14 protein-coding genes are annotated in these 13,054 nt (G+C 39.7%); 8 read left to right on the top strand and 6 right to left on the bottom strand.

Going from position 1 to position 13,054, the window contains the following annotated elements; translation table 11 throughout:
- The first annotated feature begins 12 nt into the window (after positions 1-12).
- A complete protein-coding gene (nagP, locus tag HII17_RS01750) occupies positions 13-1,305 on the top strand; it encodes an N-acetylglucosamine MFS transporter NagP (RefSeq protein WP_169073597.1) in 1,293 nt (430 codons plus the stop codon).
- A 319-nt stretch (positions 1,306-1,624) separates the two neighbouring features.
- On the opposite strand, the gene ccmE is transcribed toward nagP, so the two are convergent.
- The 5 genes from ccmE to ccmA are packed head-to-tail and all read right to left on the bottom strand — an operon-like array spanning position 1,625 to position 4,441.
- A complete protein-coding gene (ccmE, locus tag HII17_RS01745) occupies positions 1,625-2,137 on the bottom strand; it encodes a cytochrome c maturation protein CcmE (protein ID WP_169073596.1) in 513 nt (170 codons plus the stop codon).
- Positions 2,127-2,351, bottom strand: coding sequence for a heme exporter protein CcmD (gene ccmD / locus HII17_RS01740; RefSeq protein ID WP_169073595.1), 225 nt, complete (start codon positions 2,349-2,351; stop codon positions 2,127-2,129). The genes ccmE and ccmD overlap by 11 nt, the downstream gene beginning before the upstream one ends.
- The gene (locus tag HII17_RS01735; protein WP_169073594.1) at positions 2,351-3,109 is read right to left on the bottom strand and encodes a heme ABC transporter permease; all 759 of its coding nucleotides are present in this window, start codon (positions 3,107-3,109) and stop codon (positions 2,351-2,353) included. Before HII17_RS01735 ends, ccmD begins: the two co-directional genes overlap by 1 nt.
- Position 3,110: 1 nt before the next feature.
- Positions 3,111-3,800 (bottom strand): heme exporter protein CcmB, encoded by a 690-nt coding sequence (ccmB, locus tag HII17_RS01730; RefSeq protein WP_169073593.1) that lies wholly within the window; start codon positions 3,798-3,800, stop codon positions 3,111-3,113.
- Positions 3,801-3,802: 2 nt separating this feature from the next.
- A complete protein-coding gene (gene ccmA, locus HII17_RS01725; protein WP_169073592.1) occupies positions 3,803-4,441 on the bottom strand; it encodes a cytochrome c biogenesis heme-transporting ATPase CcmA in 639 nt (212 codons plus the stop codon).
- Positions 4,442-4,731: 290 nt separating this feature from the next.
- On the opposite strand from ccmA, the gene HII17_RS01720 reads away from it, so the two are divergent.
- The 7 genes from HII17_RS01720 to HII17_RS01690 all read left to right on the top strand — a co-directional run bounded on the left by HII17_RS01720 (position 4,732) and on the right by HII17_RS01690 (position 12,675).
- Positions 4,732-6,714, top strand: a complete 1,983-nt coding sequence (locus HII17_RS01720) for a heme lyase CcmF/NrfE family subunit (protein ID WP_169073591.1) — start codon at positions 4,732-4,734, stop codon at positions 6,712-6,714.
- Between the two features lie 10 nt (positions 6,715-6,724).
- Positions 6,725-7,273, top strand: coding sequence for a DsbE family thiol:disulfide interchange protein (locus HII17_RS01715; RefSeq protein ID WP_169073590.1), 549 nt, complete (start codon positions 6,725-6,727; stop codon positions 7,271-7,273).
- Position 7,274: 1 nt separating this feature from the next.
- Positions 7,275-7,745, top strand: coding sequence for a cytochrome c-type biogenesis protein (locus tag HII17_RS01710; protein ID WP_169073589.1), 471 nt, complete (start codon positions 7,275-7,277; stop codon positions 7,743-7,745).
- A gap of 3 nt (positions 7,746-7,748) precedes the next feature.
- Positions 7,749-9,002 carry a c-type cytochrome biogenesis protein CcmI gene (gene ccmI / locus HII17_RS01705; RefSeq protein ID WP_169073588.1) on the top strand — a complete coding sequence of 418 codons (1,254 nt, stop codon included), beginning with the start codon at positions 7,749-7,751 and terminating at the stop codon, positions 9,000-9,002.
- Positions 9,003-9,135: 133 nt separating this feature from the next.
- Complete coding sequence (locus tag HII17_RS01700; protein ID WP_169074136.1) at positions 9,136-9,636, top strand: glutathione peroxidase; 501 nt, start codon at positions 9,136-9,138, stop codon at positions 9,634-9,636.
- Between the two features lie 23 nt (positions 9,637-9,659).
- Positions 9,660-10,673 carry a ferrochelatase gene (gene hemH / locus HII17_RS01695; RefSeq protein ID WP_169073587.1) on the top strand — a complete coding sequence of 338 codons (1,014 nt, stop codon included), beginning with the start codon at positions 9,660-9,662 and terminating at the stop codon, positions 10,671-10,673.
- Positions 10,674-10,812: 139 nt separating this feature from the next.
- Positions 10,813-12,675: a tetratricopeptide repeat-containing diguanylate cyclase gene (locus tag HII17_RS01690; protein WP_169073586.1), complete on the top strand. Its 1,863-nt coding sequence runs from the start codon at positions 10,813-10,815 to the stop codon at positions 12,673-12,675.
- A 63-nt stretch (positions 12,676-12,738) separates the two neighbouring features.
- On the opposite strand, the gene HII17_RS01685 is transcribed toward HII17_RS01690, so the two are convergent.
- On the bottom strand, positions 12,739-12,948 hold the full coding sequence (locus tag HII17_RS01685) for a cold-shock protein (protein WP_169073585.1): 210 nt from the start codon (positions 12,946-12,948) through the stop codon (positions 12,739-12,741).
- Positions 12,949-13,054 lie beyond the last annotated feature (106 nt).

The raw sequence follows: 13,054 nt of genomic DNA, 5'->3' as shown, positions 1-13,054 counted from the left end.
TGGGGAAAAGTTATGACAACCAGTGTAGTAGAGGCACCAGCTAAAAGTACTTTATTGCCAATGGCATTAGCAGGCTCAATGTTTTTTATATTGGGTTGTATCACTTGGCTTAATGGTGCGATAACGCCATTTTTACAACAAATGCTTGAACTTACGCCTCTGCAAGCATCATTTATTATTTCGTCATTTTATATTGCGGTTACCATTGCGGGTATTCCGTCAGCAATGCTCATCAAACGTGTTGGCTATAAAAACGGTATGGCTATTGGTTGTGCGGTTATGGCAGCATCGGCACTTCTTTATATACCTGCGGCGAAGCTTCAGGCTATTGAAGTATTTTTATTTGCTCAATTGCTAATAGGTGTTGGTCAAACAATATTACAAACAGCTGTTAACCCTTATGTTGTAAAAATGGGCTCAGAAGAGTCTGCAGCCGTTCGGGTGTGTATCATGGGGTTGTTAAACAAATTTGCCGGTGTTGTTGTACCAATTATCTTTGCTATGGTTACCGTCGCTGCAGTCGCTGGTGAAGGTGCTACCCTTAGCCAAGAACAAAAAGATGCGATGGCTAGTAGTCTAGTTGCACCTTATATTGCCATTGCAGCACTTATTTTTGTTTTTGCTGCGTTTGCTAAGTTTTCTCCATTACCAGATTTAGTTTTTGAAGACGAAAACCCTAATGCTAAAGGAGAAGTTAGAGAGGCGCTGAAACATCCTCATTTGGTGTTAGGCGTTGTAGGGATTGCGTTATATGTTGCGGTGGAAGTTATTGCAGCTGACACAATTGGCTCATATGCCTTAGCCATTGGCATTGCAGATTATTCTATGATGACCTCTTACACTATGGGCTGCATGCTTATCGGTTATGCAATAGGTATTGCGCTTATTCCGAAATATATGTCTCAACAGAACGCCTTAGTTATGTCAGGTGTTGCCGGCATTATTACTGTTGCTGCTGTCGTATTTGGCAGTAATGACTCGCATGTCATCTCAGAATTATTATTAGTGCCATTCGGTGGCCCGCAGCTACCGGACCCTTTACTTTGCATAGCATTACTTGGCTTTGCAAATGCAATGGTTTGGCCGGCAATTTGGCCGCTTGCTTTAAAAGGTTTAGGACGTTTAACAGGTACAGCGTCAGGTTTACTTATTATGGGGATTGCCGGTGGTGCATTAGGGCCATTGTTAATTGGTGTAGGAAACGCTGCAGGTCTAGGCGCTCAAGGTGCTTACGCATTAATGATCCCAAGTTATATATTCATTCTTTACTATGCAATAAGTGGTCATAAAAAAACTCATTGGTAATTAAATTATCCCCCTCCCAGTTTCGGGTGCGTTAAATGATCGAAATGATCGCCCTAGGTTTTGCCTAGGGTTTTTTTTGTCCGTTTGAAAAGTGAATTATGTGACTCGACTTTTATGAATGTTAGCTCTTATTCTGCTGTCGACGACAGCGCAAATTAAGTACCGGCTCATTGCGCTTTTTGACAGGCTTCAATAACGTTGAAAGGCTAAATGTAATTACCTATAGTTCATGTGATAGTAGCTGAAAATTGACTACTTAATTTTGAATGAATAAAAAAGCCAGCGTTATGCTGGCTTCTAATTTAAGGATAACTGTGAGCTAGTTTTTACTTTCTAGCTGCTCTTTTGTGTATTCAGGCTTAGCGTGTTTCTCACCAGCATCATCTGCTAACTCTTTAGGCATATAGTTTTCGTCATGCTTAGCCAGTACTTCACTTGCTTCGATAATAAAACCTTCAGCTAACTTACCATTAGCAACAATACCTTGTCCTTCACGAAATAAGTCAGGCAAAATACCGTCATACTTAATGGTGATCATCGGCTCATTTGGGTCAAAACTGATAGGCATTTTCATATCAGCTAACCTAAAGGAAACTTTTAAACTTTTTTCGTCACGCTTAACACTTTCTGGCACCACTAAGCCACCAACTCGTAATCGCTGGCCGATTTGCGCTTTTAAGCCTGTATCTTCTTTACCATGATGAATTTCTGAAGGTTTATAAAATAAATCAATATTTTGGCTTAATGCATAAAGTACTAAGCCTGCTACAACAGCTAAACCAGTTAAAATTGAGACAACTATAGTTAAGCGTTTTTTCCTTCTAGGATTCATTGGTAACCTCTTGCTGAGCTTGCTGTTTTGCAGCAAGTTTTAGTTTTTGTTCACGTTTAATTTGGCGAGCGATTTGCTCGCGAGTGTTACGATTACTTATTTTACTGCCGACAAGAAGCGTGATTAGAAGTGCTAACGAAACACCGTAGCTCAACCATACATAAAAACCATAACCGCCCATATCTAAAAAGGCTGAAAAACTTTCAAATTGCATTATTTTGCCTCTTCAGGTTGGTTATTATCACATACCAATGCGCGAACCCAAGGGCGCATTTTGTTACGAGATATAACTTCGGTTTGAAAACGAATACAGGTGACATAACCGACTAAACCAATAAAGCCTAAAAAGCAGAAAAGAAATGGCCAGTACATTTCTGCTGCCATTGCTGGAGCTCCTAATTTAGATACCGTTGCGCCTTGATGTAAAGTGTTCCACCACTCTACAGAGTACTTAATTATTGGCAAATTGATTACACCAACTAACGCTAATATACCTGCAGCTTTTCCTGCCATTTGTTTGTCATCAAAGGCATTGTTTAAAGCAATTACCCCAAGGTATAAGAATAATAATATTAATTCAGATGTAAGACGAGCGTCCCACACCCACCAAGTCCCCCACATAGGTTTACCCCATGCTGCACCGGTAACAAGTGCTATTGCTGTAAAAATGGCACCAATTGGTGCTAGCGCCGAAACAGATGCGTCTGCCAATTTAAACTGCCAAACTAAACTACACAGTGCGGCTGTCGCCATGCCTGCGTATATGCCTGCAGACAAAATGGCACTGGGCACATGAATATAGAAGATACGAAAGCTTTCACCTTGCTGATAATCAGCAGGAGCAAATAAAAGGGCCCAAACAAAACCTATGGATAGCAATAAAAAAGTTGCCCAACCAAACCAAGGTTTAATTTTATCGGTGAAGTGATAAGACACTTCAGGATTTGCATAAGGGTGTAACCATTTCCACATTTTAGTTAGTACTCACTTTTAAAGCAGCACCCACAGCAAATGGTGCTAGTGTCAGGGTGCCAAAAAACAGCGCAGCAATTATAGCAAGTTGTCCACCGTAGGGTAAGCTCATGCTTGCAGTGTCAATTGCGCTTGTTGCAAATATTAATACTGGTATATACAAAGGTAGCACGATCAAACTTAACAGAACGCCACCTTTCTTAATCCCTACAGTTAACGCAGCGCCAATAGCACCGATAAAACTTAATACCGGTGTGCCAAATAATAGTGTTAAAAATAGTGCCTGATAACTTTGTTCCGGTAAATGTAGAAGCACGGCTAATAAAGGAGCTACTAAAATAAGTGGTAAGCCAGTAAGCAGCCAATGGGCACATATTTTAGCTAAGGTAAAAATAAACAATGGCTGAGGACTGATTAACATTTGTTCTAATGAACCGTCGTTATGATCGGCTTTGAAAAGGCGATCTAATGATAATAACGTTGCAAGCAGTGATGATACCCAAATTATTCCTGGTGCAATTTTAGCTAATGTGTTGGTTTCAGGTCCTATACCCAACGGAAATAAGGTAACAACAATAATGAAAAATAATAGAGGGTTTAACATTTCATCTTTATGACGAAAAGCGATAGTTAAATCTCTTTTTAAGATTAAAGAAAATGTTTTACGGTAAGACAATGCAGTGGCAGACATAACTAGTAAAACCTATAACTTAAGGTGATTTTTTTCACCAGATCTGCAGGTAAAGATAAATCTTGATGTGTAGTCAAAATAACGCAACCACCAGCTTGTGCATGTTGAACAAAAAGTTGTTCAAGTGAAGCTACGCCTTGTTTGTCTATCGCAGTAAACGGTTCGTCCAAAATCCATACTTTTGCTTGGCTTTGCCATAAACGTGCTAACGCTATTCGTCGGTGTTGTCCTGCACTTAGATGTGAAGCCGTAGCGTCTTCAAAACCTAATAGATTCACATTGGCTAAGGTGTCTTCAGCTAGTTCGGGATCAGCACCAACCATTGCTAAGTTAAAGGCAAGGTTTTCTTGTGCAGTTAATTCGGCTTTAACACCAGGCATATGACCTAAATAAAGTAAATCTTGATAATAGTGTTCAGCTTGTTCGTGAATAGATTGTTCTTGATAAAAAATATTGCCTTCAAATGGCATTGAAAGGCCTGCCAGCAAACGAAGTAGGCTAGTTTTTCCTGCGCCATTTGGCCCCTCAACTTGAACGATGTCGCCGGGGGATATGGCAAAAGAAAGGTGTTCAAAAAGAATACGATCTTCTCGAATACAAGTTAAATTTTTCGCTTGAATTAACGGTGATTGCTCAGCCAAGAGTTTACTTCAATTTTCTATTGTTGACTGTTTACTAGACACCCAACGTTTATTTATGACCGATATCATACTACAAATTATCGATTACAAAATAGTTTCACCCGAGTGAATTGCATTTTCTTGTGTTAAATCATAAAACGTCATAATTTGTCACCAATTTGTACTGTGAAAAGGCTGAAACACTGATGTTTTTAATGCTAGAATCGGCCTAGTTTTACCGACTGCGAATACTCACTGAGGCTCAAAGCCTCAATGTGCAGCGGCTTTATTACACAGCATTGGAGATATTCATGATCCCTGAGTTAGGGCATTTTTCTTTGATAATAGCAATGGCGTTTGCCATTTGTTTATCTATTGTGCCACTTGTCGGCGTATATGCTAACCAACCTAGGTTGGCGTCATATGCTAAGCCACTTACTTTTGGTATGTTTATTTTTACCACGATTAGTATTGTGATATTAGGCTACAGCTTTGTTGTTGATGACTTTTCAGTACGTTATATAGCAAGTCATTCAAATAGCCATTTGCCTTATTATTATAAAATTAGTGCGGTTTGGGGCGGACATGAAGGTTCTTTATTATTATGGGTGTTTTCATTAACCGCCTGGACAATGGCCGTTGCTGCATTTAGTAAAGATGTTGAACAAGCTTTTATTGCGCGTGTATTAGCTGTTATGGGGATGATTTCAGTCGGATTTATCGCCTTTACTCTACTTACTTCAAATCCTTTCGATCGTTTATGGCCGAATGTGCCAATGGAAGGTCGAGATCTCAACCCACTTTTACAAGATTTTGGCTTAATCGTTCATCCCCCTATGCTTTATATGGGCTATGTTGGCTTTTCTGTAGCATTTGCCTTTGCGGTTGCTGCGCTGATGTGTGGAAAAATGGATGCGGCTTGGGCACGTTGGTCAAGGCCTTGGACAGTGGCAGCTTGGATTTTCTTAACGTTAGGTATCGCGCTAGGTAGTTGGTGGGCGTATTACGAATTAGGTTGGGGCGGTTGGTGGTTCTGGGATCCAGTAGAAAATGCTTCATTTATGCCATGGCTTGTTGGTACGGCGCTAATACACTCTCTTGCGGTAACAGAAAAGCGTGGTACGTTTAGAAACTGGACGGTATTGTTAGCAATATTCGCCTTTAGTTTAAGTTTACTTGGTACCTTCTTAGTACGTTCTGGTGTGATTACTTCGGTACATTCATTTGCTGCTGACCCAACTCGCGGTGCGTTCATTCTATTATTATTAGCTATAGCCGTGGGTGGTTCGTTAACGCTCTATGCATTAAGGGCTAGCAATGTTCAATCGTTTTCAAGATTTTCATTTTATTCGCGTGAAACTGCACTGTTAGTTGCAAATGTAATTTTAGTTACCGCTGCAGTTACCGTTATGTTAGGAACTTTATATCCACTACTTATTGATGCGTTAGGTTATGGAAAAATATCAGTAGGGCCTCCTTATTTTAATGCGGTATTCGTGCCTATGATGTGCTTACTATTTGTTGCTATGGGTATTGGGCCACTTATTCGCTGGAAGAAAGCCAAGCAAGGAGAGTTGAGAAAACAACTTAATCCTATAACAGTTATTAGTGTCGTTGTCGGCGTAGCATTTCCTTTCGTATATGGCGGGTCGTTTGAATGGTTAGTCGCTTTAGGTGTTGGCCTTGCTACTTGGGTAGCATGTGTCGTTATTAAAGAAGCGATTAATCAATTACGTAAAGCAAATAAATTGACGATGAGTCAATGGGGAATGACGGTTGCTCATTTTGGTATTGCGGTCACGATTGTTGGTGTAACATTAGTGTCTGTATATGAAACAGAAACAAATATTCGGATGGTGGCAGGAGAACGTGCTACTGTTGATGGTTACACCATCGCATTTAATGGTATTAAACAAGTTAAAGGACCAAATTATTCAGCTGAGCAAGGTCAGTTGGAGGTTTATCAAGGTGATGAGTTTATTGTTTTACTCCAACCAGAGCGTCGTACTTATTTAGTTCAAACGATGGGAATGACAGAAGCGGGAATAGATCCTGGCTTTACTCGTGATGTTTATTTGGCGCTAGGTGACCCTCTTGGTGGCGGTGCATGGGCAATTCGCGTACATATTAAACCTTTCGTTCGTTGGATTTGGTTAGGGGCTATCTTTATGTCACTTGGTGGGTTGATTTCCGTACTTGATAAACGCTATCGACTGCGTCGTAAAGTTAAGAATCCTGCTAAGCAAAATGATTCAACTGCTAGCTCATTAGTCGAAAATACACAAACGGTATAGTTGTAAAAATATGGGAAAAATAATTCGATTTCTACCACTGATTGTTTTTATTGCATTAGGAGTAGTCTTGTATCGAGGTTTATTTTTAAAACCTCAAGAGTTGCCATCTGCACTAGTTGGAAAACCTGTACCAGAATTTACACTAACTGGCCTTAAAGATGGTGATAGAACGTTAACGTCTGTCGGTCAAAAGGGTGATATTAAGTTGCTAAATGTATGGGCCACTTGGTGCCCTTCATGTCGTTACGAGCATCCGTATTTGCTTGATTTGGCGAAAAGTGACCAATTTAAATTGTATGGGCTGAATTACAAAGATGAGCGTGATTTAGCAATTAAGTGGTTGGAAGACTTAGCAGACCCCTATCAATATTCTATTTTTGATCCTAACGGTCGATTAGGCTTAGATTTAGGAGTATATGCAGCACCGGAAACGTTCGTTATTGATCATAATGGCATTATTCGTAAACGTTTTGCTGGCCCTATTGACGGCAAAGTGTGGCAGAAAGAGTTTGCCCCATTGATTAAGACTATTTCGCAAGAAAGAGCCAGAGGAGAGTAGGATGTTAGCAAAACTAGCAAGTTTATTTTTAGTGCTGGCATTTGGGGTTGTATCACAAGTATCCGCTATGCCAAGTCAAACAGTGAGCTTTGACGATCCTGTTACGGAAAAGCGTTATCAGTCGCTTATTAAGGAGCTGCGTTGCCCTAAATGTCAGAACCAAAACTTAGCAGATTCAAATTCTCAAATTGCTGTCGATCTCCGTAATGAAGTCTATGCAATGCTTAAGCAGGGCAAAGCTGATATGGAAATTACGCAATATATGGTCGAGCGTTACGGAGAGTTTGTGCTTTATCGCCCGAAGATCAGTGGTTTAACCTACGTGCTTTGGTTTGGGCCGGCGGTTATATTGCTCATCGGTGTAATTATTGTTGTGGTTGTTGCTCGTAAAAAATCAGCGACTAAAAAAGAGTTGGCGTTGTCAGATGAACAGCAACAACGTTTAAGCAAAATTTTAGAAGAAAAAGAATAAGCCATGATAGATGTATTGGTCATAATAATTGTATTTGTTTTACTGTTATTGGCAGTAATTTGGTGGCATTACTTATCTAGTGCCAAAGGCGATGCTGAGTCACTTTCTGGTGAATCTAGAGAGCACACTAATATTTCTCTATATAAAGAGCATAAAGCAGAAATTGAAAAAGATTATGCTGAAGGAAATATAGATCAAGAAAACTACGAATACTTGTTAGCAGAGCTTGATAAAAGCTTATTGCAAGATATTGAACAAAGTAAGCAAGAACAAGAAACTCAAGAAAAAAGCTCTCATCGTATGTCCGTGCTTTGGCCTGTTGGTTTAAGTATTTTTGTAATTGCTTTTAGTGTCTTGCTATATAGCAAACAGGGTGCTTATAAGCAATTGGCTGAACCGCAAGCGGCCATGTCTGATCACAGCCATCAAGATGATCAAACAGCAATGCACTCACAACTTGATAGAATAAAAAAAGCGTTGGAAGAAAACCCAAATGACCCCGATGCATTGTATAGTTTGGCTCAGTTGTACATTAGTGCAGGTGAGTTTGAACAAGCAATTTCTGCGTTTGATAAAGTTATTGCTATTGAAGGTGAACATGCCGATTTAATTGGCGCTAAGGCACAAGCAACTTATTATGCTGCGAATCAAAAAATAACACCTGAAGTGCAGGCGCTAATCGACAAAGCTTTAGCAATTAACCCTAATGACCCTTCTACCAATATTTTGTTGGGCATGCATCACTTTATTGAGCAGTCCTATCAACAAGCGATTGACTACTGGCAGAAGGTAGCTGATACGGGAAGCGAAGCTGTTAATGTTGACGCCCTTAAAGAGGCGATAACTGAAGCGAAAAGTCGCATGGCATTGACGAACGGTAATCAAGGTGAAGAAGCAGTAACAGGTCCGCAGATAAATGTTGCTGTTGAATTAGGTGAAGAAGTACTAGAGAAACTGATCCAAGGTGAAGACAAGGTCGTATTTATTTATGCGGTACCAGCAGAAGGTGGCAGAATGCCGCTGGCTGCAGTGAAACTAATGGCCTCTGATTTACCTACGCAGGTTGTACTTAATGATTCGCGGGCAATGACACCCGAAATGAAGTTAAGTGGCTTTGAGCAAGTTAATATTTATGCGGTTGTCTCTAAGCTAGGTGGTGCAGGTATTAAATCAGGTGATTATAAGGCTGAAATAAACAATGTCAGCGTAAATACGACAGACATTATACAGCTAAAAATAGATACCATCGTTCCTTAAACGTGCGTATTGTAAGTAGATGACCTTAATTAATAGTTAAAAAGGATTACTATTTGTGAAATTAATTTATGCACTCGTGACAGTTGTGATTCTTTTCGGCCTAGGGCTTTCGAATGAAAGTAAAGCCGAAAAGATGGCAGAAAATAAGCAAAATGACGCTTCTTGTTCGCAGTTTTTAAATCATAGTTTTCGACAATTACATGCGAAGGAGCGCGTTGATCTTTGCCAATTGACGGCAGGCAAGCCAGTGTTGATTGTAAATACTGCCTCAAATTGTGGTTTTACACCTCAATTTAAAGCATTAGAAACACTGCATAAGCGGTATAAAGAACAAGGCTTAGTGGTAATCGGATTTCCTTCGGATGATTTTTTTCAAGAAGAAGATGACGAAAAAGATACAGCGAAAGTGTGCTTCGTTAATTACGGCGTGACTTTTACTATGCTTCAAACTACCGCAGTACGAGGCTCTGATGTTAATCCAGTATTTGAACATTTAGGTGAAGCAACCACATCGCCCAAATGGAACTTTTACAAGTATTTAGTCAGTAAAGATGGGCAAACGATTAAACATTTTAATAGTCGTATGTCGCCAGATGAATCTGAATTTATCCAAGCTGTTGAAGCTATTTTATAATTAGAGTGCATTAAGGTAGTAGCATGTCTCGATTTGTCGGTGTCGATAAAAATATTCACGACCAACAGTTAAAAACAGGTGTGTTATTGGTGAACCTTGGAACACCTGATGCACCTACAGCACCGGCTTTACGCCGCTATTTAAGTGAGTTCTTATCTGATCCTCGCGTTGTTGAAATCCCACGTTTAGTATGGATGATAATTTTGCACGGCATCATTTTACGCGTTCGTCCGGCAAAATCGGCGGCTTTGTATCAGAGTATCTGGACTGAGGATGGTTCGCCGCTTCTAGCAATCACTAAAAGACAATTGGCTAAACTGAAAGAAAGTTTAAAAGGTGAATATGGTGATAATGTTGTTGTCGATATAGCGATGCGATATGGCAATCCGTCGATGAGTAAGGCGCTTAAATCATTTCAACAGCAAGGGGTCAATAACATAGTTGTGTTGCCCTTGTATCCACAGTATGCAGGCCCTACTACTGCGTCAGCCTTTGACGCTGTTGTTAAAGAGTTACAACAATGGCGCTGGATACCAAGCCTGCACTTTATCGGTACTTATCATGATCACCCGCTGTACATTGCAAGCTTAGCTGCATCGGTAAGAGAGCATATTCAGGCACACGGTAAGCCTGATAAGTTAGTGCTGTCTTATCATGGTATGCCAAAACTATTTCACGACAATGGCGACCCATATTATTGTTTTTGCGCTAAAACAACACGTTTGCTTGCTGAAGAACTGCAGCTTTCGGAAGATGATTTTGTAATGACCTTTCAGTCGCGTTTTGGTAAAGCTGAATGGTTAAAGCCATATACTGATGAAACACTTGAACAAATCGCCACACAAGGTATTAAAAATATCGCAATTATTAGCCCCGCATTTAGTGCCGACTGCTTAGAGACACTTGAAGAGTTAGAATCGGAAAATCGAGAAGTATTTGTAAAAGCGGGTGGTGAGCAATACCATTATATTCCAGCGTTAAATGACCGTGATGATCATATTAAGTTAATGTTGGCTTTGATCAACAAACATATTTAATATGTGCCTAGTTGAGCTAGGTAAAGTTTGTTTTTATGCAGAATTTATAGTTTATTACAAAGGTTTAACAACGAAATAGCGGACATTTAACAATCACTACTGCTACTATGGAATTAGTAGAAAGCAATGAGGGTATCAAATGCATAGGTTAAGTCGTTTTGTCACGTTACTATTTGCTTTATTGCTAACATCAAATTCCTTTGCTGAAAATCGAAATTTAGAACAAGAGTTAGGTGATATTGAATCACAAATTAACTCGCAACCAAGTAAATTCTTTTACCGTCTTAACCAGCTAAAAGAAGATCTTCCTCAGTTCGACATATACTCACAGCAATACTTCTGGACACTGTATTGTGATACTGCTGTCCGGATGGAGCTCTACCAAGATGTTATAGATCTAGTTAACAATCAACTTAGCCAAGCTACAACTGAACTTACTAACGATAATAAAATAGAACTTCTGATTTGCCGTGCGGAATCTAAACAAGCACTGGGTAAAACCCAGCAAAGTTTACTTGATTATAATATGGCACTCGAACAGGCCATTAATTCAAAGCATCAAGAATTAGAAATATCTGTGCTGGTGAAATTAGGGCAAATGCATGGCTCACTATCAAATTTTGCAAAAGGGCAAAAGTACTTGTTGCGGGCATTTAAGCTTGCACAAAGTCTAGAAAACGATGAGCTACTAAACAATGTAAACTCTTCTTTAGGCGGCTTTTATGCCTATAAAAAAGAATACGCTAAGTCTATTCCCTATTACCATAAAACCAAAGATTACCATTTAGCAAAGGGCCATTTGCAGCAAGCATCTATTAGTGTTTATAACTTAGGGGTAATAGCTAATAAGCTCCAAGACTACAAGCGCGCAGTAGCCTACTTCAACGAAGCTAAGAGCCTATCCGAAAAGGTCGGAGACATTCCTGGTATCGCTTATGCTGAATTAAAAATGGTTCCTGCATTGCTCGCAGAGCAGCGATTTAAGGAAGCAGAAGAAGGACTTAACGTTGCCTACAATTTCTTTTTTCAACAAAAAAATAGTACCAAACTTGCAGAAGTTCAAAAGTTTCGTGCTCAGATAGATATCCATGAAGGGCAGTATCAGCTGGCAATAGATTTACTACACAAGGTGTTGCCTATATATCAAAAGAGCCAATTTTTAGATGAACAATCCGCCGTACTCCTAATGATTTCTGAGGCTTATCTTCTTAACGACGACCCTGACAACTCACTGAGGTTTTATAAACAATACCACCAAATCGAGAATGAATTGGCTAGTCGACAAAGTGAAGAAATTACCCAACGCATGGCGGCAGAGTTTCAATTTGAGTTGAAAGAAAACGAAAATTCACAACTTAAAAAATTACTCGATGCAGAGCAACAAAAAGTCAAAGCTCAGAAGGCAACGCAAAATTTACAAATTGGTCTTATTGTTGCGGGTATCTTGCTGATCGTTTTTGTTGTTTATCACCTTTATAAGCAATATTCATATGGTAAGAAAATGCGTGCATTAGCAATGCGCGATGATTTAACGCAAATTGCGAATCGCAGAGCGATAATGGCCAGTCTTAAGAAGTCGGTATCCTGGTCGCTGCGTTACCAAGACTCTTTGTCCATTGCGATATTTGATATCGACAACTTTAAGAATTTTAATGATAGCTATGGTCATGATGTTGGTGATCAAGTACTGGCTGCATTTGCCCAAGAAATGGCAAATGCCATTAGGTCGACTGACGATATCGGGCGATTAGGCGGTGAAGAATTTATGTTAATAATGCCTAATACTACGGTGGAGCAAGCGAAAATATTAATGTCTCGTATAATGCCAGCAATTAGAGCGCTAACTATCAAGGTTAAGGGTAAAGACTATCATGTCACGGCAAGTGCAGGAGTAACGGAGTTTGATATTAAAAACGAAACGTTAATGGATTTGTATGGTAGAGCAGACACAGCGTTATACTTGGCGAAAGAGTCAGGTAGAGATCAATATAAAGTAAGTTAATCACTCATCTTCAGACACAAAAAAAGCAGCTAATTAGCTGCTTTTTTTTAACGTATCGTCAGATTAAACTGCGTTTACGTTCTCAGCTTCTGGGCCTTTTTGACCTTGCTTAACAGTAAAAGATACTGCTTGGCCGTCAGTTAAAGTGCGGAAACCAGAACCTTGGATAGCGCTGAAGTGAACAAACACGTCAGGACCATTTTCTTGTTCGATGAAACCGAAACCTTTAGTTTCGTTAAAAAATTTTACTTTACCAGTTACTGTATCAGACATACCAACATTTCCCGTAGTCATATATTTAAATTAAGTGGCCATAATTGACCGTTTCACGGAGTAAATGCCCTCTACCCAAAAGTACAGACAGAGGAAGGTATCCAAT

Source organism: Thalassotalea algicola, from assembly GCF_012932965.1.
In the GTDB taxonomy this organism is placed as follows: Bacteria; Pseudomonadota; Gammaproteobacteria; order Enterobacterales; family Alteromonadaceae; genus Thalassotalea_F; species Thalassotalea_F algicola.
Note: the sequence above shows the minus strand (reverse complement) of the source record. Positions and strands in the feature narration are given on the sequence as shown.